Raw genomic sequence first — 23,493 nt, forward strand, 5'->3', positions numbered from 1 at the left:
ATCACCGGAATCGGCCATGGCCTTGTCTGGGGCAGCCAGAAACGCTGCAAGTTTCAGCAAGGCGCAAAAACCTTTTCTTCCAGATGGGCATTCCATCATAGGGGGCAGACTGGCCGCCAGCCAAGGTGCCCGGCGCGGCGATCAGCCGCGGTTTAGCGCATCCCGCAAATGGTGGGCCGCACGCAGGGCAAAGGCATAAATCGACAGCTGTGGATTGGCGCCGATGCTGGTGGGAAATACCGAACCATCGATAATGCTGAGATTACGCAGCTGCCAGTGGCGGCCGTATTCATCCACCACCCCCTCCTCCGGCTGGCTGCTCATGGCAGCACCACCCATGACATGGGCGCTGACCACGCGCGCCAGCAAGGGCTTGAGCGGCAGCTGCAGGATCTGTGCGCGCGTCGCCTTCCAGCTGCTTTGCAAATCGGCCTGCTCGTGCAGCACCTGCACCTGGCGCGCCCCGGCGGCAAACTGCAGTTCGGCCATGGTCAGCCAGCTGCGGCGCACGCCATCCCACAGCACATCATTCAACGGGTAGTCCAGCTCCGGCGAACCATCCTGGCGCAAGCGCACCTGACCACCCTGGCTGTCCGGGTGAAAGCCATCGCGCAACAAGGCCAGCACCACTTGCAGATGGGGCAGCTGCTGCATCAGCCCCGCGCTGGCTGCACCGAAACCGGACAGGGTGACTCCCATCAGCAAGGGATGCACCGGCGGCACTTCCAGCTTGTAGCCCAGCGGGCCATCCAGCGGCTGGGTGTGCATGAAGTGGTCGGAATACACGGTCTGCGGCGCGCCGTTATAGGCCTCGATGCGTTGCGGCATCACCGCCCCGGAAACCACTACCGGATGCAGAAAGGTGCGCCGGCCCACCTGCGCCCCACCCAACTGGCTGCGCAACAGGATGGCCGGGCTGCCGATGGCACCGGCCGCCAGCACCACATGGCGCGCCCGCACCGCAAACTTGCGACCGGTCAGCCCATGGCCATCAGCCGCCAGCAGGCTACCCTCAGCCCCCTGCAGCGTCTTGCCATCCGCCGCCGGCAACAGGCGATCCACCCTGGCCCGCGCCAACAAGCCGGCCCGGTGCTGCAAGGCGCCGGGGATGGTGGTCACCAGCATAGACTGCTTGGCATTGGTGGCGCAGCCCATGCCGCAATAGCCCAGATTCCAGCAACCGCGCACATTGCGGCGGATACGGCCGTGCTTCAGCCCCAGCGCCTGACAGCCACGCTCCAGCACGCTGTTATTGGGATTAGGGTCGGTCTGCCAGTCGGCAATGCCCAGCCTGGCCTCGGCCAGGTCAAACCACGGTGCCATGGCTTGCGGGTTCAGGCCCTGCAGGCCATAGCGCTCACCCCACCAGGCCAGGGTTTCTGGCGGGGTGCGAAAGGCGCTGGTCCAGTTGACCGTGGTACTGCCGCCCACCGTACGCCCCTGCAGGATATTGATGGCCTTGTCGGCGGTCTTGCGGCTGGCAGACTCCTGATACAGCTCGGGATAGGCCTTGGCTTCCAGCAGACGAAAATCACGCGAAGTGCGCAGCGCCCCCTCTTCCACCATCAGCACATCCAGCCCGGCCTGGGCCAGCACCTCCGCCGTCATGCCACCTCCGGCACCCGTGCCGATGATCAGCACATCGCAGCTCAGTTGCAGGTCCTGTGTTTGTGCTGCACCGTCCAGCACCCGCCAGCCACTGGCCACACCGTCGGCCACCGGATCGGGCAAGCTCATCTTGCTGCTCATGGCAATAACCCCATCACCTGTTGCGGTTGCTGATAGCCCAGCGCGCTCCAGCTGGCCGGATTGCCAAACCAGGCGGCATTGATCAAAGCATGCAATGCCTGGAAGCCCGAGCGCAGCAGCAGCAAGGGGCTTTGCTGCCAGCGCTGCAGGAAGGCGGCCAGCTCGTCCGGCGTGGCCTGCGCCCACGGGCTGTGCACGCCGGCCAGCCAGCGCCGCGCCCAGCGATTGCCCAGCAGGTCGAACAGCTGGCGCAACTCCTGCTGTACCGCAGGCAGCAGATGCGCGATGGCCACATCCACCCCGCGCACGATGTCGTCCAGCGCCAGCCCGGCCATGCCCAGCATCACCGGGGCCAGGCTGCGGATGATCTGTGCATCAGCGGCCTGCAAAAACACCAGATGGCCCTGACTCGCGGCCGGCAGATCCGGCTGCGGGCTGGCCAGGAAGCCGGCCGCCAGCAACACCACGCTGCCGGCCATGCCGGTCTTGATCAATTGACGACGCGTAATCATCTCAGCCTCGCATCATCAGTCGCAGCAGCCATTGCACGGTGCGGCCATAAGGGGGCCGGGTCATCCAGCTGCCCGACCAGCGGCTTTGCTCGAATACCGGCTTGAGCTTGGAGAAGGTGAGAAAGCCTTCATAGCCATGGTAATGCCCCATGCCGGAGGCACCGACGCCACCAAAAGGCAGATCGTGCTGGATGACATGCAACACGGATTCATTGATGCACACCCCGCCGGAAATGGTCTGGTGCAGGGTTTTTTCGATACGCAGCGGATCGTTGTCGAACAGATACAGCGCCAGCGGCCGGGGCCGCGCATTGATGTAAGCGAGGGCCTGGTCGAAATGGTCGTAGCAGACCACCGGCAGGATGGGGCCGAAAATTTCCTCGCGCAGCAGCGCGCAGTCGGCCGGGCAGTTCAGCACCAGGGTCAATGGCAGCTTGCGGGTGCCGGACAGATCCTCGGCGGCCGGGTTGATCTGGCGGATTTCGGCCCCGGCGGCGCGCGCCTCGGCCAGCCAGTCCTGCAGCCGCTGGTAATGGCGCTGGTTGATGATATTGCTGTAGTCCGGATTATTGGCCAGCGTGGGATAGGCCCGCGTCGCGGCCGCGTCCAGCATGGCCAGCAGCCGGTCGCGGTCCTTGGCATTCACCAGCACATAGTCCGGGGCCACGCAGGTCTGCCCGGCATTGAACAGCTTGCCGGCAACAATCGACTCTGCCGCCCGGGCAAAATCGGCATCGCGCGCCACCAGTGCCGGCGATTTGCCACCCAGCTCCAGTGTGACCGGTGTGAGATGGTCGGCAGCGGCACGCATCACATGGTGGCCCACCGCGGTGGAGCCGGTGAACAGCAGATGATCGAAGGGCAAGCGGGTAAAGGCTTGCGCCAGCTCCGGCCCGCCGTTGATCACGCAAACCAGATCCGGCTCGAAGTAACGCGCCACCAGCTCGGCCAGCAACTGCCCGGTGGCCGGGGTGAATTCCGACATCTTGATCATCACCCGGTTACCGGCCGCCAGTGCGCCGATCAAGGGCCCCAATGCCAGAAACAACGGGTAATTCCACGGCACCACAATGCCCACCACCCCCAAGGGCTGTGGCAGCACGCGATTGCGTGCCGGACGAAACCAGATGGAGACCCCGCGTCGCTGCGGCTTCATCCAGCGCCGCAGCTGACGGCGGGCACTGCGCAATTCTTCCAGGCTGGGAAACAGCTCGCCCAGGCGGGTTTCCACGCTGCTGCGCTGGCCAAAATCGCTATTGATGGCGGCAATCAGCGCAGCGTGGTTTTGCTGGATCAGCTGCTCCAGCGCATTCAGCCAGCCCAGCCGGCGGGCCAGCACCGGAAAACGCTCGGCGGCAGCGGCGCGGCACAGGGCGGCATGGGCATCCGGCAAGCTGAGCGCGTTTTCCTGCTGCATTGGCATGACATTCATTGTGCTATCCTCGTGTTGTTCCATCCGGCAAACGGTCGTTTAGAGCCACGACTCTAAAGCCAGAATAGCACCGGGAAATTTCCTTGTCACTCTACGTGGACTACCCATGCTGATCGATTTCTTTACCGCCCTGCGCGAGGCCGGCCTGCCGGTATCGCTCAAGGAATTCCTGACCCTGCTGCAAGCCCTGCAACAGCAGGTGGCCTTTGGCAGCCTGGACGCCTTTTATTATCTGGCACGCACCACGCTGATCAAGGACGAAAAACATTACGACCGTTTCGACCAGGTATTCGGCCATTACTTTCAGGGCAAGGCGCTGGTACTGGATGATCTGCAAACCGAGATTCCGGAAGACTGGCTGCGCCAGCAGGTAGAGAAATTTCTCAGCGAAGAGGAAAAGCAGCAGCTGCAGGCACTGGGCTGGGACAAGCTGATGGAAACCCTGCGCCAGCGCCTGGAAGAACAGAAAGAGCGCCACCAGGGCGGTAACAAATGGATAGGCACCGGCGGCACCAGCCCGTTTGGTGCTTATGGTTACCACCCGGAAGGCATACGCATCGGCCAGGATGGCTCGCGCCACCGCCGGGCGGTAAAGGTGTGGGATAAACGCGAATTCCGCAATTTCGACAATGCGGCCGAACTGGGCAGCCGCAATATCAAGCTGGCCTTGCGCCGCCTGCGCGAATTCGCCCGCGAGGGCGCGGAAGAAGTGCTGGACCTGGACGGCACCATCGTTGCCACCGCCCGCAATGCCGGCCTGCTCGAGCTGAAAATGCTGCGCGAACTGCGCAATACGGTGAAGGTACTGGTGCTGTTTGATGTGGGCGGCTCGATGGACGACCACATCAAGGCGGTGGAAGAGCTGTTTTCCGCGGTGAAAAGCGAATTCAAGCACCTGGAGTATTACTACTTCCACAACTGCGTCTATGAAACGGTGTGGAAAGACAATCGCCGCCGCCAGGGCAGCAGTCTGTCCACCCACGACTTGATCCACACCTTTGGCAGCGACTACAAACTGATCTTTGTCGGTGACGCCACCATGAGCCCGTATGAAATCAGCTACCCCGGCGGCAGCGTCGAACACATGAACCCGGAAGCCGGTGAAGTGTGGATGCGCCGCCTGCTGCAGCAGTTTCGCCATGCGGTATGGCTCAACCCGGTGGCCGAGCAGTACTGGGACTACACCCAGTCGCTGCAAATGATGCGCCGCCTGCTGCAGGAGCGCATGTATCCGCTCACCCTGGAAGGGGTGGACCAGGCCATGCGGGCGCTGAAGAAAAGCGCGCCGGCCAGCGCCCTACCCCCGGTTTAGGCGGCAGTAAAGCGCTGACCGTTGCCGTCGAAGGCCCGTACCTGATCGCGACCGGCCAGCTTGGCCTCGTACAATGCCTGGTCGGCCAGAGCCAGCGCCACACTGGCCTCCTGCTGGTCGCGGGCAAAACAACTGACGCCGATGCTCACCCGCACCTGCAGTTCGCCGGCATCCAGCGCAACCCGGTGCGCGCGCACCGCCTGGCGCAAGCGCTCTGCCAAGGCCAGCGCCCCGGCCATGCCACAGCCGGGCAGCAGCACGGCAAATTCCTCGCCGCCCAGCCGGCCCAGTACGTCGACCTTGCGCACCACCTGCTGGCAGATGTGGGCAAAGTCGCGCAGCACACGGTCGCCCACGGCATGACCCCAGCTGTCGTTCACCTGTTTGAAGTGATCGATGTCCAGCATCAGCACCGCCACCGGATTGCTGAAACGCTGGAAGCGGACAAATTCATCCTCCAGCTTTTCCATGAAACTGCGCCGGTTGGCAATGCCGGTCAGCGCATCGGTGGTGGCCAGCAACCGCAGTGATTCCTCCTGCAGCTTGCGACTGCTGATATCACGGTATACCCACAGCACACTGCGCAAACGCCCCTCGATAAAGATGGGCACATGGTCGCGCTCCAGGATGCGGCCATCGACCAGCGGCCATTCTTCGCCCAGCACCACCTCGCGCGAACGCTGCAATTCTTCCAGCCTTTGCAGCAGCCGTTGCGGGTCGGCAAACTGTCGCGCCGCCATGGCCGCCACCTGCACCCGGCCCAGATACTGGAGCTGCTCCGGGGTATAGCCGGGCAAGAACAGCTGACAGTACTGCTGGTTTACCAGCACCACCTCGCCGTTGTGGTCCTCCAGCAGCATGGCGCCATGGAAGTTTTCGATGATGGTCAGCAATTGCCGCTGCAGGGTGGACAGCGCCTCTTCGGCCTGCCGGCGCGCGGTGATGTCATGAATGATGGAAAACAACAAGGTGCGCCCGCCAGACTCCACCGGCGAGGAATGCACATCGACCGTGCGCAGCTGGCCATTGGCCAGCCGGTGAGTGAAGGTGAAATGATTGTGTGCCTGCTGCAGCGCCACGCCCATGGTGCCGCGTATTCTGGCCTCTTCCATCTGGTTGATATTGCTCATCGGCATGCCAACCAGCTCGCCCCGGCGATAACCATAAAAGCGCTCGGCCGAGGGATTGGCATCCACGATCACCCCGCTGGCCGGATCAACCAGTATCATCACCGCACCGTGATTCTGGAACAGCATGCGGAAATGCGCCTCGCTGTTTTCCAGCAGCTTTTGCGCCTGCTTGTGGGTGGTGATGTCCTGCACGGTGCCGACGATGCGACAGACATTGCCATTGCCGTCCACCTCGGTGGCCTGGCCCTTGTCCAGTATCCACAGCACTTCACCGCTACGCCGCAGCAAGCGGTACTGGATCTGGTACTGACTGGCCTCACGCTTGAGCAGGGCGCGGATATTGTGGCGCACGGTGGCCAGGTCATCCGGATGGACCAGCGCCTGCCATTGCCCGGGATTGTCATGCAGCTCGTGGTAGTCGTAGCCGACCATATTGACCAGCTGCTGGTTGAAATCCAGCCGTCCCAGCGCCACATGCCAGTCCCACAGCCCGATATTGGCCGCGCGCATGGCCATGTCCAGCCGCTCCTGACTTTCACGCAGGGCTTCTTCGGTCCGCTTGCGCTGGGTGATTTCCGAAATCAAACCATGCCAGCGCACCGACTGGTCATCCTGCAACTCCGGCGTAGCGCGGGCCTCCACCCAGATCAGCCGCCCATCCGGCAACAGCACGCGAAACTCGCTGATCCACGGCAGCTGGTAGCGCAGTGCCGATTCGCTCTCTTCGCACACCCGCTGCTGGTCATCCGCAAATACGCGCCGCCACACCAGATCGGCATCCTGCTTGACCTGGGCCGGGGTGACACCAAAAATGGTCAGCACGCCGTCGCTGACATAGGAAAACCTGCCCTGTCCCTGCGGGGCGGACCAGAACTGATAAATCATGCCGGGAGTATTGGCGGCGATCTTGGCCAGCCTGTCCTCGCCCTCCACCTGGTTGCTGACATCCATCCAGTAACCCTGCACCACATCGCCGGCAACCTGCTGCACCTGCTCTTCCAACCAGCACCAGTGACCTGCACCATGCCAGAAACGATAGCGGCGGCAGGTAAAACCGCGCTCCTGGCCCAGCCGCCAGCCACCGTCGGCCAGCCCGGCCAGCTCGTCCGGGTGCAGGTGCTGCAGCCACCAGTCAGGCTCCAGCAGAATGTCTTCCGGGAAATAGCCGAGTATGGAGGCCACATTGGGGCTGACTTCCACCACCACCCGCGGCTGCTGTACATGGCAGGCGAACGCCACCATCGGGCCATTGGCAAACAGGGCATGCTGGCGCGTCATCAGCTGCTGCAGACGCTTGAACTCGGTCACATCCTGCATCACCACCATATAGCCGCCGGCAGCGCCTGGCTCGACCATGGCGGTGATGGACAGATTGACGGTATGCAAGCGGCCATCCTTGCCACGCAGCGGCCACTCCCGCGTCAGGCTGCGTCCGGGCTGCACTTCGGCAGTGAATACCTCGACAGCGTCCACCGCACGACCCAGCCGGGCAGCCAGCTGCGCACGCTCCTGCTCCAGCAAGTCCGGCTCCAGCAGCACGCTGGGCAGTGCCTGCCCGCACAATTCATCAGCCCGGTAGGCCAGCAGCTTTTCTGCCGCATGATTGAACAGGATGATCAGGCCGTCCGCATCCAGTGCCATCAGCGCGGTGTCCGCCGCATTGAGCATCGACAGCAACAGGCCAGCCGTCGGCGGCTGGCCCTGTTGTGGCGTGCCCGAGAATGATGACAAGCTCAAGACGGTCTCCCGGCATCGGTATGCAGATTCATGCTTTACTTTATAGATGATGTTTGGAGTGCTCGGCAAAGTGCTATGAAATTAGCCTGCTTTGCTTGAAAAAAATAACAATAACCACATATTTAACTTGAGCAATCAGCCAGTTGCGCCAACAATGAAGACAGAGGTCAGCCAAACAAGACCTCAGCTAGCCGAGGGAAGCCGCCATGGAAACCGTACTGATGATCCTTATGATCGCTGCCTTTGCCATCGTGCTGGGCATGCTGACCGCCCCGCTGGAGAAAAAGCGCGAGCTGATCCCCATCCGTATCCGCAAGGAAGACCAGCAACCACGGCGCAGATCTGGGCGCTAAGCGGATGCAGGTGCAAGCAAAAAGGCAGCCACGGCTGCCTTTTTGCATGGCGCGGCCTGTCTCAGAAATCGCGCTGCGGCACCAGTACCGTGCGGTTGCCATTGCTTTCCATGGCACTGACAATGCCGGCCGCCTCCATCTGCTCGATCAGCCGCGCCGCGCGGTTATAGCCTATGCGCAAATGGCGCTGCACGGCAGAAATCGACGGCTTGCGCGTTTTCAACACGATTTCCACTGCTTCATCGTATAAGGGATCGCTCTCGGTTGCCGCCTGAGTCTTGGCAGTGGCCGCAGCCGACTCCTCGTCCGCCTCGGTTTCACCAGTCAGCAAGCCTTCCACATAATCCGGCTCGCCCCACTGCTTGAGAAAATCCACCACGGCATGCACTTCGTCATCGGTGACAAAAGCGCCATGTACCCGTTGCGGATAGCCGCTGCCCGGCGGCAGGAACAACATGTCACCCTGGCCCAGCAGGCTTTCCGCGCCCATCTGGTCGAGAATGGTGCGGCTGTCGATCTTGCTGCTCACCTGGAAGGCAATCCGCGTGGGAATATTGGCCTTGATCAGGCCGGTAATCACATCCACCGACGGCCGCTGGGTCGCCAGTATCAAATGGATGCCCGCAGCGCGGGCTTTCTGTGCCAGACGGGCAATCAGTTCTTCGATCTTCTTGCCGGCCACCATCATCAGATCGGCAAATTCATCCACCACCACCACGATGAAGGGCAGATTGTTCAGCGGCTCCGGCGTTTCCGGGGTCAGGCTGAAGGGATTGGTCAGCCGGCGGCCGGCCGCCTCGGCTTCGCGCACCTTGTCGTTGTAACCGGCCAGATTACGCACACCCAAGGCGCTCATCAGCCGGTAACGACGCTCCATTTCGCCCACGCACCAGTTGAGCGCATTGGCGGCCAGTTTCATGTCGGTCACCACCGGGGCCAGCAGATGCGGAATATCGTTGTATACCGACAATTCCAGCATCTTGGGGTCGATCATGATGAAGCGCACTTCGTCCGGCGTGGCCTTGTACAGCATGGACAGAATCATCGCATTGACGCCCACCGACTTGCCGGAACCGGTGGTACCGGCCACCAGCAAGTGCGGTGCCTTGGCCAGGTCGATGGCCACCGGCTGCCCGGTAATGTCCTTGCCCAGCGCCATGGTCAGCCGCGAGGCCGGTTGCTGGAATACATCGGCGGAGAAGATTTCCGACAAGCGGATCATCTGGCGCTTGGCATTGGGCAGCTCCAGCCCCATGCAGGTTTTGCCGGGAATGGTTTCCACCACCCGGATGGATGCCAGCCCCAGCGCCCGCGACAGGTCTTTCATCAGGTTGACCACCTGGTTGCCACGCACGCCAACGGCCGGTTCCACCTCGTAACGGGTAATCACCGGTCCGGCATAGGCATCCACCACACTGACCTTGACCTTGAACTCGGCCAGTTTTTCCTCGATCAGGATGCCGCGCTCCAGCAATTCGTCTTCCGACACCACGGTGGTGGCTTCTTCGGCCGGACGCAGCAGGTCCAGCCCCGGCAGGCAGTCTTCACCATAAATCACCGGCAGGCTGGAACGATGGGCGGCGGCGGGCGGCAGGCTCCATGGCAGCGCAGCGTCCGCCACGCTTGCCACTGCCGGCTGCTGCGGCACAGCCAGCGACTCGGCCACTACGGCGGTCACTTCGCTGCTGGTGGTAGCCGCGGCAGCGGGTGGCAAATCAGTCTCATCCAGCAGGTGCCACACCAGATTACTCGACGGCTTGCTGGCGGGGGCCACCGCGGGCGGGTTCTCGCGGATCATCGACCACGGCAAGACCGGCTCGGCAGCAGGCGGGGGTGGCGGTGCGGCCGGGTGGACCTCACAGTCCTGCGGCGGTAGCTGCGGCCTCTGCTCGGGCCAACGCCACGGCTGACGCTCCGGTTCCGCCTGCGGCACGGCCATGCTGGCCGGAGGCGAGACAGGCATGCGCGGCGCTGCCAGCGGCTCCGCCGGCAGCGGGCTCACACTGCTGGCTTCCGCCACGACAGCGGGCGGCGGCTCACTGATGGTGACCGCGGCAACAGGCTCAGCCTGGCTTGCCGGCGCGCCCTGCTCCGCCGGCGGTAAAACCGCGGACGGGTCAGCTGGCTCGCCATTGGCAAACAGCTGCTCGGCAGGCATTTCTGCCACCTGCACATTCTCCAGCGCTGGCTGCGGTGAAGACGACAGTGGCTGCGCAAGCGGTGCAGGTGCAGCAGATTCAGCCGCACTGTGTGGCAAAGGCGCGTCGGGAATATCGGCCAGCGACAGGCCGGACAGCTGCGCGGCCGGCTCAAGCACCGGGGCGGGCTTGGCCGCTGGCGGACGCTGCGCTGGCGGACGGATCCAGCCGGCATAAGCATTGCTTCTGGGCTGTTGCTCGTGCCGTACGATGGCCGGCTCGGAGGGTGGTGGGCTGACCCGCGGCGGAATCGGCTGGGTGATGATCTTGCGCGGAGCCGGATGCACCGGCTGCAACACCACGGCCGGCTTGGCCACCGGGGTTTCATTGCTACGGCGCTTGCTGTGCAGGGCATTGACCTGGGCACGCACTTCATGCGGATCGATCACCGGCAGCGGGCGCGGCTCGGGATGGCCAGACAGCGACTGGCGCTGTGCCTGACGACGGCGCGAGCCGTGATGCAGATTGTTTTGCAGCTCGTCCAGCCCGATGACCGGCAGATTTTCGCCACGCGGCTGGCTGGGGGCAGTGGCTGATGGCTTGGGCTTGCGATAGCTGCGTACCAGTTCGACATGTGGCAGATCAGGCGCTGGCGTGGCGGGCTTGCCCTGCACGCGCGGGGCGGGGCTGGCCGGCGGCGGCGTGGGCACGGCGGCAGCGACAGCCGGCCTGGGCTGGGGCTGGGCACGGGCCGGCTCGCTGCCTGATGGCGGCGGCAGGCCGGGCTCCTCATCCGCCACGGTGCTGTCAAAGCGGATGGCCACCGGTTCGCGGCGGCGTTCACGAAATGCCGCCGGCGTGATGTCCAGCTCTTCATCATGACCGGCACCCAGCACACGATCCAGCTTCTTCAGCAGGCGCTCACGCTGCAGCGACACCCGCGCACGCCAGGGGTGCCCTGCTCCCAGCATCCGCCAGGTCACACCTGCTGCCACACCCAACATCATCAGCCCAAGCACAAACCACACGATCAGCAACCTCTTTCCTCATTCTGCCGTAGTCGCGCAAACCAGCCCAAGGCCAATTCCGCAGCACACGACAGGGGCAATCCAAAGCGCCGATTGTACCCGTTTTTGACCGCGCTTCGCATGGCCGCACCGCCCAAACGGCGGCATAAACAAAAAAACCCCGCACAGGGCGGGGTTCTTGTCGATCAGCGCTCGGGATCAGTTCACGGCCACGGTAGCGGCGATGTCCTGGTAGTCCTTGATCTGGTCGAAGTTCAGGTACTGGTAAACCTCGGCACCTTTCTCGTTGATGATGCCGATATTGGCCTTGTACTCTTCCACGGTCGGAATCTTGCCCAGCTTGGAGCAGATGGCGGCCAGTTCGGCCGAACCCAGGAACACATTGGTGTTCTTGCCCAGACGGTTGGGGAAGTTACGGGTGGAAGTGGACATCACGGTGGCGCCTTCGCGTACCTGTGCCTGGTTACCCATGCACAGCGAGCAACCCGGCATTTCGGTGCGGGCACCGGCCATGCCGAACACGCCGTAGTGACCTTCGTCGGTCAGCTGCTGCGCGTCCATCTTGGTCGGCGGAGCCAGCCACAGCTTGACCGGCAGGTCGCGCTTGCCTTCCAGCAGCTTGGAAGCGGCACGGAAGTGACCGATATTGGTCATGCAGGAACCGATGAACACTTCGTCGATCTTGGTGCCGGCCACTTCGGACATGAACTTCACATCGTCCGGGTCGTTCGGGCAGGCCACGATCGGCTCTTTCACGTCGGCCAGATCGATTTCGATCACGGCAGCGTATTCGGCGTCGGCATCCGCCTTGAGCAGTTCGCCCTTGGCAATCCACTCTTCCATCTTCTTGATGCGGCGTTCCAGCGTGCGCGGGTCGGCATAACCGTCGGCAATCATGGTCTTCATCAGGGTGATGTTGGAGCGCATGTATTCGACGATGGGTTCCTTGTTCAGATGCACGGTGCAACCGGCAGCGGAACGTTCGGCAGAAGCGTCGGACAGCTCGAATGCCTGTTCAACCTTCAGGTTGGGCAGACCTTCGATTTCCAGTACACGACCGGAGAAAATGTTCTTCTTGCCAGCCTTGGCCACGGTCAGCAGACCTTGCTTGATGGCGTACAGCGGGATGGCATTCACCAGGTCACGCAGGGTGACGCCCGGTTGCAGTTCGCCCTTGAAGCGCACCAGAACGGATTCCGGCATGTCCAGCGGCATCACGCCGGTAGCCGCGGCAAAAGCCACCAGGCCAGAACCGGCCGGGAAGGAAATGCCGATCGGGAAACGGGTGTGGGAGTCACCACCGGTACCCACGGTATCCGGCAGCAGCAGGCGGTTCAGCCAGCTGTGGATCACGCCATCGCCCGGACGCAGCGCAACACCGCCACGGGTGGAGATGAAGGCCGGCAGTTCCTTGTGCATCTTCACATCCACCGGCTTCGGATAAGCGGCGGTGTGGCAGAAGGACTGCATCACCAGGTCGGCGGAGAAGCCCAGGCAGGCCAGGTCTTTCAGCTCGTCGCGGGTCATCGGGCCGGTGGTGTCTTGCGAACCCACGGTGGTCATCTTCGGTTCGCAGTAGGTACCCGGACGCACGCCCTGGCCTTCCGGCAGACCACAGGCGCGGCCAACCATCTTTTGTGCCAGCGAGAAGCCCTTGCCGGAATTGACCGGGTCTTTCGGCAGACGGAAGGTGGTGGACGGGGCCAGACCCAGTGCTTCGCGTGCCTTGGCGGTCAGGCCACGGCCGATGATCAGGTTGATACGACCGCCAGCGCGTACTTCGTCCAGCAGCACGTCGGACTTCAGCTGGAAGTTGGCCACGGTGGCGCCGTTCTTTTCAATCTTGCCGTCGTACGGGTAGATGTCGATCACATCGCCCATTTCCAGCGCGGACACATCCACTTCGATCGGCAGCGAGCCGGAGTCTTCCTGGGTGTTGAAGAAGATCGGCGCGATCTTGCCACCCAGGGTGACGCCGCCAAAGCGCTTGTTCGGCACAAACGGGATGTCCTGGCCGGTTGCCCATACCACCGAGTTGGTAGCGGACTTGCGGGAAGAACCGGTACCCACCACGTCGCCCACATAGGCAACCAGATGGCCTTTTTTCTTCAGGTCTTCGATGAACTGCATCGGACCGCGCTTGCCGTCTTCTTCCGGCACGAAGGCAGCACCCGGACGGGTGTTCTTCAGCATGGCCAGGTAGTGCAGCGGGATGTCCGGGCGGCTCCAGGCGTCCGGTGCCGGCGACAGGTCGTCGGTATTGGTTTCACCCGGTACCTTGAATACGGTGACGGTGATTTTCTTTTCCACTTCCGGACGGCTGGTGAACCATTCGGCATCGGCCCAGCTTTGCAGCACGCTCTTGGCGTTGGCATTGCCGCCTTCGGCCAGCACTTGCACGTCGTGGAAGAAGTCGAATACCAGCAGGGTTTTCTTCAGGCCCTCAGCGGCAATGGCGCCCACTTCGGCATCGGCCAGCAGGTCGATCAGCGGCTTGACATTGTAACCACCCAGCATGGTGCCCAAGAGTTCGGTGGCCTTGGCACGGGAAACCAGCGGCGAAGCCACGCTGCCTTCGGCCACGGCGGCCAGGAAGGATGCCTTGACCTTGGCGGCATCATCCACGCCCGGCGGTACGCGGAAGGTGATCAGCTCGACCAGCAGATCTTCCTCGCCCTTGGGCGGGTTTTTCAGGAGTTCGACCAGTTGTTCGGTTTGCTTGGCGTTCAGCGGCAGGGGCGGAATGCCCAGTGCAGCGCGCTCTGCAACATGCTGACGGTAGGCTTCGAGCATAGCTTGGGACCTTTTTGCTTGGGTTGTTTGCAATGAGTCAGCCGCCAGCGCGGGATCAACTGGCGGCAACCGTCCGGGGAGATTTCCTTCTACCCCGTTTTGATTGCTGGAAGATTACGCCGTCTGACCGCCAGTGACAAACGAGTAATCGAAACATCGTCTGTGAGTTATACTCACACCATGAGCACTTACCCCCCTCTCAACGCGCTGCGGATATTCGAGGCTGCAGCAAGGCTGGAAAGCTTTTCCTCGGCAGCCGACGAGCTGTTCGTTACCCACGGTGCTGTGAGCAAGCAGATCAAGCAGCTGGAGGAATGGCTGGGCGTGCGCCTGTTTGACCGTGCCGGCGGCCGGGTCAAACTGACCGATACCGGCTGGCGCTACCTGATCCAGGTGCAGGACGGACTGGACCTGATCGCCAATGCCACCTCGCAGTTGCTGCAACCGGACAACCAGCGCCGGCTGACCATCAACTCCACCCCCACCATGGCCATGCACTGGCTGATGCCGCGCCTGCATGTATTCCGCGAAAGCTACCCGGATGTAGAACTGCACCTGGTGACATCCGACCGAGACATCAGCCGGCTGGACAGCCCGTTCGACATTGCCATCCGTCGCGGACCCGGTGACTGGCCAGGCCATATCGCCAAGCCTTTCCTGGAAGAATGCGAGCTGCCGCTCTGTTCGCCTGCGCTGCTGAAACGCTTTCCCATCGACAGCCCGGCCGACCTGGCGCAGCACACCCTGCTGTATGCCGACACCCGCCCCACCGCCTGGCAACGCTGGCTAACCCTGGCCGGCGTACCCGAGCTGAAACCGGCCTGCGGCTTGCATTTCGACCGTTTCTCGCTAGCCTTGCAAGCGGCGCTGGATGGGCTGGGCGTGGCACTGGGCCCGCTGCCAATGGCGCAGTCGCTGGTGGATTCCGGCCAGCTGGTGGCGCCCCTGTCCAGCCCGGTGGTGCCGGTGCGTGATTACTGCTGGATCGTGCCACGCACGGCATCGGGCGACTCCACCGTGGCCTCCTTTTGCCGCTGGCTGGAGCAGGAATCCGGACAGATGCGTCCCTTTCCGGCCGCCGGACTCAACGACAACATGATTGCCCACGCCTTTCCGGAAGACTAGGGCTGCTGCGGCGTCAGGCCCAGCTGGCGCATCTCCGGCGGCGCGGTATCGCGCGGCAGCCATTTATTGTAGATACGGCGGAAACTCCCGTCCTTCTTCATGGCGGCCAGCGCGTCATACCAGCGCCTGACGGTGCGCGCCGAGGTGCCACGCGAAAACGCCAGATACAGCTCCAGCGACTCCAGCACCCTGACCACCTCCACCGCATCCGGCGGCTGGTGAATATCCTTCAAAACCGAGGCCACCACAAAGCCGCCCTCCACCCACAGGTCGTAGCGCCCCCCCAGCAGCTTCTGTGCCGATACTTGCGGCGTGGGAGCCAGATCGACCTCGACAAAGCCGGCCGATGCCGCGGCATCGGCAAAAATGCTGCCGCGATACGCCCCCACTGGCCGACTGTAAAGTGCCGTACCCAAGGCCAGCAGATTGCCGGCTTCGCCCTTGCGCGACAGCAGCACGGTCTGCGATACCGCCACCGGCCCGATCAGCGTCATCAGCTTTTCCCGCGCATCACTGCGCCCTACGGTAAACAGCAGCACATTGGGCGTGCTTTCCAGTTCGCGATAGCCACGCGCCCACGGTACGACCTCGATGGCCGTATTGTCATGAATGCGTGCTTGAATCTCCCTCACCACTTCCACGGCCATGCCATCCGCCACACCATTGCGCTGAAAGGTGATGGGCGGCCACTCTTCGGTGAAGATGGACAGGGCTGCAGCCGGCAGGGCAAGGGATAACAGAATCAGTAGCAGGAGAATCCGCATGGCAGTCATCTCGCTCGGGTCATCGTTTATTGATAGCTGTTAGCGCATGACGCTGCAGGCATATTCGTTATAATGTGCGCCTGAGATCGAGCTGCTGTGCCTGAACCCAGCCAGTACCGCCCCCCACCGAACGCAAGGAACGCCATGAGCCGCATCACCCTTTCCCGCTTTCTGATCGAACAACAGCGCAAGGCCGGCACCCTGCCGCCCGAACTGCGTTTGCTGATCGAAACCGTTGGCCGCGCCTGCAAGGCCATCAGCTACTCTGTCAACAAGGGTGCGCTGGCCGGCATTCTGGGTGAGGCCGGCACCGGCAACATCCAGGGCGAAGCACAAAAGAAACTGGACGTGATCGCCAACGACTTCCTGCTGGATGCCAATGAATGGGGCGGCAGCCTGGCCGCCATGGCGTCGGAAGAAATGGAACTGCCCTATCACATTCCGGGTGAATACCCGAAGGGCGAATACCTGCTGATGTTCGACCCGCTGGATGGCTCATCCAATATCGATGTCAATATCTCGGTCGGCACCATTTTCTCCATCCTGCGCTGCCCGGAAGGCATTGATCACCCCACGCAGGAAGCCTTCCTGCAACCGGGCACCAAGCAGGTTGCCGCCGGTTACACCGTGTACGGCCCGCAGACCATGCTGGTACTGACTTTCGGCAGCGGCGTGCACGGCTTCACGCTGGACCGCGAACACGGCTCCTTCGTGCTGACCCACTCCGACATGCAAGTCCCGGAAACCACCCAGGAATTTGCCATCAACATGTCCAATATGCGCCACTGGGAAGCCCCGGTTAAGCGCTATGTGGATGAAATGCTGGCCGGCAAGACCGGCCCGCTGGGCAAGGACTACAATATGCGCTGGGTGGCCTCGATGGTGGCTGAAGTACACCGCATCATCACCCGCGGCGGCATCTTCATGTATCCGAAAGACGCACGCGATCCGGACAAGGCCGGCAAGCTGCGCATCATGTACGAAGGCAACCCGATGGCCTTCATCATCGAGCAGGCCGGCGGTGCCGCCACCAACGGCTATCAGCGCATCATGGAAATCCAGCCCAAGGGGCTGCATGAGCGTGTGGCGGTTTTCCTCGGCTCGAAAGAAGAAGTCGAACGCATCACCGCTTATCATCAGCAATAAACCAGTCGACCCTGCCGCCACGGCAGGGTTTTTTCATTGGCGGCCATGACAGCGCCGCCAAAGCGCCTATAGTGGTAAATGGCTACACAAAAAACGGAAAAGCGCATGCTGTCCATTCAACACTTGATCGTTGCCCTGGCAGAAAGCTCGTCGGTTCAGGCACAAATCATCCGCAATGCCCTGTCCGAACTCGGCATTACGCGCATGGAAGTATTCGAAACCGGGGAAGCCCTGCTGGAATACATCGGCAAATACAAGCCGGACGTGGTGATGAGCGCCTTCCACCTGCCCGACATGACGGGCGGGGAAATGATTTTCCGCATGCGCGGCCACACCGAACTGCGCGACCTGCCCTTTATCCTGGTGTCCAGCGAAACCAATCCCGATCTGATCGACCCGATGCGCCAGGCCGGCCTGATGGGCATACTGCCCAAACCCTTCGATCTGCCCCAGCTGCGCAAGGTCATCAACGACACCCTGGATTTTCTGGCGGTCAACCAGAACGATACCGACAGCGACCTCGACTACGCCGACCTCAACATCCTGGTGGTGGACGACAGCGTGATGGCGCGTCGCCATATCCGCACTGTGCTGGAGCGACTGGGCTTCGAGAAAATCACCGAATCCTGGAGTGGCAAGGACGCCCTGCCGCTGATCGACAGCACCCTGTTTGATCTGGTGCTGACCGACTACAACATGCCGATGATGGACGGTTGCGAGCTGGCCAGCTATATCCGCACCCGCAGCATGCAAAGCTCGGTCCCCATCATCATGATTTCCAGCGAAGAAAACATGGAAAGGCTGGCCGCCGCCGAGGCCGCCGGCGTATCCGCCATCATGGGCAAACCCTTCGAGACCTCGGCGGTGCGCCAGGTGCTGCGCACGCAACTGGCGCAGCGCTGATCAGCGCGGCATCACCCACACCAGGCGCGCGCCGCCCTCTGCATCGCTGACCGCCTGGCGCCGCCAGTAGCCGGGAGTGGCGTAATCGCCTGGCAGGGTGGCCACGCCGTCCAGACGGCAATAACTCACTTCCTGATAGCCGGCTTGCAAGAGCTGGCTGCGTCCTTTCTGCCGGCTTTTGGCACAGGCCGGATGCATGGCCAGCGCCACGCTGTCCGAGGGGGCCGCCCCCTCCCAGCCCCGCACCAGCAGCAGTCGCGGCTGCGTCATCAAGGCCAGGCCATTCAATACCGCCGTCAGCAAGCCACGCCACGGCGCGGCAACCGCCGCCAACGGTGCTGCCAGCTCGCCCGGATAGGCCAGCTGCAAGGCCAGGCTATCTTCCACATCGGCCAGCCAGTCGGCACCTGCCAGCGAAAAATCCGCCCGCAGCAGCAGCAAGGCCACTTCCTGCCGGCCTGGCATCTGCATGACAAAAGCACCCCCTTCTGCGCCATCGACGTGCAGATAAAATGCCGCCGCCGGCAGTTGCAAACGGTCGGGCAAATGACCGGGGGCACGGGTATGCCGCAGCGCCTGCATCAAGCCATCTTCCAGATGTGCCATGAGCTTGCCATGACGGCAGAACTGTCCGTAGGCATCGGCCAGCCGCTGCTCGCTGGCGGTACGCGCCGCGACCGCCGGATAAACCTGGGCGGCACGCGTCAGCTCGCGGCCTACCAGCTCCTGTACCTGCTGCTGTGCCGCCGTCTGCTGCACTTCCCGTGCATACAGCTGCCCCACTCGCTTGGCCCAAGGCCGTGTTGCCGCATAACGCTGCACTGCGTAAATCATCTTCATCAAGCACCCCGGACGAGAAAAAAGGGCCGCATTGTAAGCGCAAGCAGCATGTCGCCACCAGCCCGCCCCCCTTAGGCAGCGTGGCTGCCGGCTGGCCAGAAAGCAAAAGGGCCAGACAATTAGCCTGGCCCTGCACGGTCATCCGGTTTGTGTTAGCGATCTGTCGCCTCGGCCCTGCCAAGGCCGACGGCTGCGGGCACCCGGTCCTGGGTAATACCGGAGTACAACCACTGCCGGAAGTGGTTCAGCGTCATCGGTTTGCCAAAATAAAAGCCCTGCAGGAATTCGAAGCCTTTGACCGACAGATAGTTTTGCTGCCCCTGGGTTTCCACGCCTTTCACAATCACCTGCACACCAAGCTGGTGCGAGGTTTGCAACAGGCCATCCAGGATATTGGTCTTGAAGCTGTCCTTGCCCAGGGCCGATACATAGCCCTTTTCCACCTTCAGGTAGTCAAAACCCCAGCGCCGGAGATAATTGCGGTCGGCGTGGCCGATACCGAAATCATCCAGCGCCAGCTTGACGCCCATCTGGCGCAAATCCTGCACCACGCGGTGGGTGACCTGATGCTCGGGCAGCGGATAGCGTTCGGAGACTTCCAGCACCAGCACGGCTTTTTTCTCACGCAATACCGCCAGCAGAATCTTGCAGTCCTCCACCAGGTCCGGCATGCCCAGATGTTCGGCGGCGATATTGATGCCGACAAAAAAACCGGGCGGCAAGGCAACCTGTTTCAGCTCCTTGGTCACGCGGCGGATCAGGTAGCGGGTAAGCGGCACGATCAGCCCGGCATCTTCAGCTGCCGGAATAAACAGATCCGAGCGGATGGCCCCCTGCACCGGATGGCGCCAGCGCGCCAGCACCTCCACCCCGACACACTCGCCATGCTCTGCCGTCACGATGGGCTGATAGTGGGTAAAGAATTCGCGGTTGCGGATACCCTGGGCGATTTCCCAGCCGGTGGAGTTGCGCGCCACCTCGCGCCGCAGCAAGGACCAGGCCAGTACCAGACCAGCCAGCACCGCCAGCAGCAGGGTATCCGGCCGGCGCAGCAGCGAACCTTCCAGCACGGACAGCCAGGATTCCTGCATCACGATGCTGAACTGGCCGCTGGGTGCGGGCAGGCTGTAACTCAGCCCCTGGCCGATGCTGTCATCCATGGGGTGCACCTTGCCATCCGCCGCCAGGTATTGCTCGCCCAGCACCATATAAGCCTGCATGTCGCCGGAAGCGGCTTGCTGCAGCAGATTGACGAAGGCATCGCCGCCCAGTTCGATCATGCTGACACCATAGCCATGGCGCTGCAGCCGCAGCACGGCCTTGCCATCGCGGCTGCCACTGAGCAACAACACCCGGCCATCACCCGGCAAGGCCGGTACATCCTGCCGCGACAAGTCGGAAGTACACGCCGTGCCATCCGCGCCCACACGCAGGGCGTAACGGGCATGCGGGGTGGACTGCACCACCGAGGCCAGCATCTGCCTTGGCAGATCACAGGCCGCACTGACCGGCACCCCGTCGATACGGCCCAGCGCTCCATTGGCCAATCCGATTTGCTGATCCAGCTGTTGCGTCAGCAGGCTTACCCGTTCATGCAGTTCGGTGCGATCCTGCTGCCAGGTCACCAGCAGCGACAGCAGCCAGCCAGTCAGCAGGCACGACGCCAGCGCAGCGGAATATACAACCGCCGGTTTGGGTGACAATGCATAACGCGACCATAGCGTCCTGACTTTTTTAAGCATCCACTTGTTCCAGTCACCATGCCCATGGCTGGTTGATCACGGCAGGTCGCCCGCTGACAGCGCCTGGCCTGGTTATTGTCATCATAGCTCTTATTACCCTTAACCCAAGCGGGATAAGGCTTGCAAGGATATCCTTTCGGATAAGGCAGGAAAAGCGTAGTTTTGCTTAAAACAGCTTGCGCAAGCGCTGCCATCGCCTGTCACCGCCCGGCCAAACCGCGCTGCAAAACGGCGGCGCTCAGTTTAACTGTGAAATGTGACGGCTATTATCACGCCCTCGCTTATAAGCGCAGCTAACAGAATGGGCCGGTTCGCGCCAAAAGGCCCGCCCCCGCCACAATAAAAATGCCGACAGTCGGAGACTGCCGGCATGGTCACATCATTTCCAGCGAGGCCGCTGCCTCGTGCCGCCTTGACGGCTCAGCCGAAATGACACACGTAGTGCAGGGTTTCCAGCACTTCAATCTGGAAGGAGCTATCGCCCGGCACAGTGAAACTCTGGCCACCCTGATAGCTTACCGCTTCATTGCTGCCGGCCAGGGTGATGCGGCACCGGCCTTCCAGCAACTCCATGATTTCCGGCGCACCGGTATTGAACAGCAGCTTGGACGGCAGGATCACGCCGACCGACTTGCGCGTGCCATCGGCCAGGGTAATGCTGTGGCTGACACATTTGCCGTCAAAATACACATTGGCCCGCTTGGCCACGCTGACATTATCGAACTGTTCCATGGGTATCCTTTGCTGGTGTTTTTGTTATCAACAATAAAATGATCGGCTAGCATACCCGAATCCGCTCGGACGGCAAGATGCATGAATGGGTCGCCACCCGTCGCCACTCAGCGCATGCCGCATGACATACTGAGCGCTTCTCCCACCCATACCAAGGAGCCCGGACCCATGGCCATCCTCCAGCGCAGTTGCCTGCTGCTTGGTGTCAGCCTGCTCTCGGCCTGCACCACCATGGCAGACAGACTGCAGGGCAGCATCACCCCTCCCCCCGGCTATGGCTATGCCATCGTATCGCTCACCGCACGCGCATTTGACCAGGATTCGGCCAATACCGGCATGCACATCGTCGATAGCCAGGGCCAGACCGTGGCGCATGGCCGCGCCAGCATGAATACCGATACGGTATTCGGCGAGGAAGGCATGAGTCCGGTCGATGGCCGGCTGCAGTTGTTTGCCTTGCCACCCGGTCATTACCAGGTGGCGGATGCCTGGGGCAACTGGATAGAGGAATCCGGCTGGGGCAGCCAGTGGCGTTCGGTCAGCATGCCTATCCATGCCGGTTTCGACATCAGTGCCGGTAGCAGTGTCTATCTGGGAGAGGTGTTTCTGGACTTGTCGATGCGTCCGGAACTGAAGCTGAGCAATCAGCAGAAGCGTGACTTCGGCCATATGCGCCGGGTATGGAAGGTGCAGGATCTGAGCCATGTGGAAATCCGGCCCTTGCAACTGCCCGCTGCCAGTTCCGGCAGCAGCGCGCCCTGAGCTCGCCGATCAGCCCAGTCGCGAGGTCCACAAGCGGGTCAGGTAGGCCGGCTTGACGGCCGCACTGGCGGCAGCCACGGCCTCGACCACCCGATAAGCCGGCTGGCGGGTGTCACGCAACAGCACATCGGCGTAGGGCGGGCCATCCAGCTTGCGCAAGGCAGCCACCCGCGGCTGGTTCGCCTTGTCGCCACTATGGGTGACCACGGCAATTTCATTATTGGCCAGCCGCACGAAGCTGCCTGGCGGATAAATACCCATTTCCTTGATCAGCAAGGACACCAGCGCAGGCGCAAACGGCCCCAGCTCGCCGCGAAACAGGCTGGCCATCACCTGCGAGGGCAGTACGCCATCCTGCTGCAAGTGCTCGCACAGACTGTCCACCAAGGCCAGCAAGCGGGCATCCGGATGGATCTCCTCGCCGCGCAAGCCAGCCGGATAGCCCTGGCCATCATCCTGTTCGTGATGGGTCTGCACCAGCAGGTGCCAGTGCTCATCCACCACCCCGGCTTCGCGCAGAATCGCCGAACTCATCACCGGGTGGGCATACATTTCATCCTGCTGGTTCAGCGTCATGGCCTGCCTTTGCACCCCCAGCTGGTTTAACAGCTGGCTGATGGCCACATTCATCGACAAGCCGGCACAGACCAGGCTGTGCAGCCGCGATGGTTCCAGCCCCTGTCGCCGCCCTAGGAGTGCCAGCAGCGTGGCCACCTTCAGGCTATGCGAGCGGACCGGCACCAGAAACAGCGAGGCCAGCATGCCATCGCGAAAGCGCTGGGTCAGCAACAGCAGCTCTTCGGCCATTTCCTCCAGCCGTCCGGCCAGTCCCGGCACGGCCAGGCCATGCAGGAGCAAGGCTTCCAGCCGGCCCGCCATGAAGCCGACTTCCACCAGCGGATTCTTGGGAACCGTGCTGGCCGCTTCACGTTCCCGCTGTGCCGCGCGGTCCAGCCGTTCGCGCTCCAGCCTGACCGCTACCTCTTCCGCATCACCGTGCGCCACATCCATCAGCCGTTCGCGCTGCTCGGGCGTTAGGACATAATGACCTTTTTTCAGCAGCAGAAAGCCGTTTTTGGCGTATACATCTACGGTAAGCTGCTCTCCCACGCGCAGAAAACGGCCGGGAAGCTTGATCTTGGATGGCGGCTGGGACATGGCAGAGAGTGGGAACCGGATCTAGATTGCAGTTTAATCAAACAACGCCCTTGATGCCGACAAACCATGACACAGGCGGACACTGGAGCGGCATTGTCGCCAAGCCCGCAGCAAACCACAAGTCCTGACTGCCGCAG

General features: G+C 62.4%; 17 protein-coding genes. 6 read left to right on the plus strand and 11 right to left on the minus strand.

The genetic code is table 11. From position 1 onward, the window contains the following. Window positions 1-141: 141 nt before the first annotated feature. From JHD64_RS04120 to JHD64_RS04130, 3 genes are read right to left on the minus strand one after another with little or no spacing between them, the layout of a single operon-like run. Window positions 142-1,749 carry a GMC family oxidoreductase gene (locus JHD64_RS04120; RefSeq protein WP_110312931.1) on the minus strand — a complete coding sequence of 536 codons (1,608 nt, stop codon included), beginning with the start codon at window positions 1,747-1,749 and terminating at the stop codon, window positions 142-144. Continuing rightward, window positions 1,746-2,261 carry a hypothetical protein gene (locus tag JHD64_RS04125; RefSeq protein WP_199052348.1) on the minus strand — a complete coding sequence of 172 codons (516 nt, stop codon included), beginning with the start codon at window positions 2,259-2,261 and terminating at the stop codon, window positions 1,746-1,748. The genes JHD64_RS04120 and JHD64_RS04125 overlap by 4 nt, the downstream gene beginning before the upstream one ends. A 1-nt stretch (window position 2,262) precedes the next feature. After that, a complete protein-coding gene (locus JHD64_RS04130) occupies window positions 2,263-3,693 on the minus strand; it encodes a coniferyl aldehyde dehydrogenase (RefSeq protein WP_199052349.1) in 1,431 nt (476 codons plus the stop codon). 106 nt (window positions 3,694-3,799) lie between these two features. On the opposite strand from JHD64_RS04130, the gene JHD64_RS04135 reads away from it, so the two are divergent. Then, window positions 3,800-5,005 (plus strand): VWA domain-containing protein, encoded by a 1,206-nt coding sequence (locus JHD64_RS04135; RefSeq protein ID WP_199052350.1) that lies wholly within the window; start codon window positions 3,800-3,802, stop codon window positions 5,003-5,005. On the opposite strand, the gene JHD64_RS04140 is transcribed toward JHD64_RS04135, so the two are convergent. Further along, window positions 5,002-7,872 carry a PAS domain S-box protein gene (locus JHD64_RS04140; protein WP_199052351.1) on the minus strand — a complete coding sequence of 957 codons (2,871 nt, stop codon included), beginning with the start codon at window positions 7,870-7,872 and terminating at the stop codon, window positions 5,002-5,004. The genes JHD64_RS04135 and JHD64_RS04140 overlap by 4 nt on opposite strands. A gap of 221 nt (window positions 7,873-8,093) precedes the next feature. Here JHD64_RS04140 and JHD64_RS22190 point away from each other — a divergent pair, with 221 nt between their 5' ends. Further along, window positions 8,094-8,225, plus strand: coding sequence for a hypothetical protein (locus tag JHD64_RS22190; RefSeq protein WP_255524301.1), 132 nt, complete (start codon window positions 8,094-8,096; stop codon window positions 8,223-8,225). Window positions 8,226-8,286: 61 nt separating this feature from the next. Here JHD64_RS22190 and JHD64_RS04145 read toward each other — a convergent pair whose 3' ends face one another. Both JHD64_RS04145 and acnB read right to left on the minus strand, forming a co-directional pair. Then, window positions 8,287-11,334 (minus strand): DNA translocase FtsK, encoded by a 3,048-nt coding sequence (locus tag JHD64_RS04145; RefSeq protein ID WP_199052352.1) that lies wholly within the window; start codon window positions 11,332-11,334, stop codon window positions 8,287-8,289. Between the two features lie 255 nt (window positions 11,335-11,589). Beyond that, window positions 11,590-14,184, minus strand: coding sequence for a bifunctional aconitate hydratase 2/2-methylisocitrate dehydratase (gene acnB / locus JHD64_RS04150; protein ID WP_059285491.1), 2,595 nt, complete (start codon window positions 14,182-14,184; stop codon window positions 11,590-11,592). Between the two features lie 180 nt (window positions 14,185-14,364). On the opposite strand from acnB, the gene gcvA reads away from it, so the two are divergent. Next, the gene (gcvA, locus tag JHD64_RS04155) at window positions 14,365-15,309 is read left to right on the plus strand and encodes a transcriptional regulator GcvA (protein WP_082693355.1); all 945 of its coding nucleotides are present in this window, start codon (window positions 14,365-14,367) and stop codon (window positions 15,307-15,309) included. On the opposite strand, the gene JHD64_RS04160 is transcribed toward gcvA, so the two are convergent. Then, window positions 15,306-16,073: an ABC transporter substrate-binding protein gene (locus JHD64_RS04160; protein ID WP_158527676.1), complete on the minus strand. Its 768-nt coding sequence runs from the start codon at window positions 16,071-16,073 to the stop codon at window positions 15,306-15,308. The two genes, gcvA and JHD64_RS04160, sit on opposite strands and share 4 nt — an antisense overlap. A 144-nt stretch (window positions 16,074-16,217) precedes the next feature. Between JHD64_RS04160 and JHD64_RS04165 the strand changes: the two genes are divergently transcribed. Further along, entirely contained in the window at window positions 16,218-17,219 is a 1,002-nt protein-coding gene (locus tag JHD64_RS04165; RefSeq protein ID WP_059285489.1) for a class 1 fructose-bisphosphatase, read from the plus strand. Window positions 17,220-17,324: 105 nt separating this feature from the next. Then, complete coding sequence (locus JHD64_RS04170; RefSeq protein WP_059285492.1) at window positions 17,325-18,122, plus strand: response regulator; 798 nt, start codon at window positions 17,325-17,327, stop codon at window positions 18,120-18,122. On the opposite strand, the gene JHD64_RS04175 is transcribed toward JHD64_RS04170, so the two are convergent. From JHD64_RS04175 to JHD64_RS04185, 3 genes are all read right to left on the minus strand, one after another. After that, window positions 18,123-18,962 carry a hypothetical protein gene (locus JHD64_RS04175; RefSeq protein WP_199052353.1) on the minus strand — a complete coding sequence of 280 codons (840 nt, stop codon included), beginning with the start codon at window positions 18,960-18,962 and terminating at the stop codon, window positions 18,123-18,125. A 152-nt stretch (window positions 18,963-19,114) separates the two neighbouring features. Next, the gene (locus JHD64_RS21940; protein WP_233170319.1) at window positions 19,115-20,704 is read right to left on the minus strand and encodes an EAL domain-containing protein; all 1,590 of its coding nucleotides are present in this window, start codon (window positions 20,702-20,704) and stop codon (window positions 19,115-19,117) included. Window positions 20,705-21,124: 420 nt separating this feature from the next. Next, window positions 21,125-21,436: a pyrimidine/purine nucleoside phosphorylase gene (locus JHD64_RS04185; RefSeq protein ID WP_059285487.1), complete on the minus strand. Its 312-nt coding sequence runs from the start codon at window positions 21,434-21,436 to the stop codon at window positions 21,125-21,127. Between the two features lie 168 nt (window positions 21,437-21,604). On the opposite strand from JHD64_RS04185, the gene JHD64_RS04190 reads away from it, so the two are divergent. Then, on the plus strand, window positions 21,605-22,198 hold the full coding sequence (locus tag JHD64_RS04190) for a hypothetical protein (protein WP_059285486.1): 594 nt from the start codon (window positions 21,605-21,607) through the stop codon (window positions 22,196-22,198). A 9-nt stretch (window positions 22,199-22,207) separates the two neighbouring features. Here JHD64_RS04190 and JHD64_RS04195 read toward each other — a convergent pair whose 3' ends face one another. Then, on the minus strand, window positions 22,208-23,356 hold the full coding sequence (locus JHD64_RS04195) for an HD-GYP domain-containing protein (protein ID WP_110312935.1): 1,149 nt from the start codon (window positions 23,354-23,356) through the stop codon (window positions 22,208-22,210). Between the last annotated feature and the right edge of the window lie 137 nt (window positions 23,357-23,493).

The sequence above is a fragment of the Aquitalea sp. ASV15 genome (genome assembly GCF_016429115.1).
Lineage (GTDB): Bacteria > Pseudomonadota > Gammaproteobacteria > Burkholderiales > Chromobacteriaceae > Aquitalea > Aquitalea magnusonii.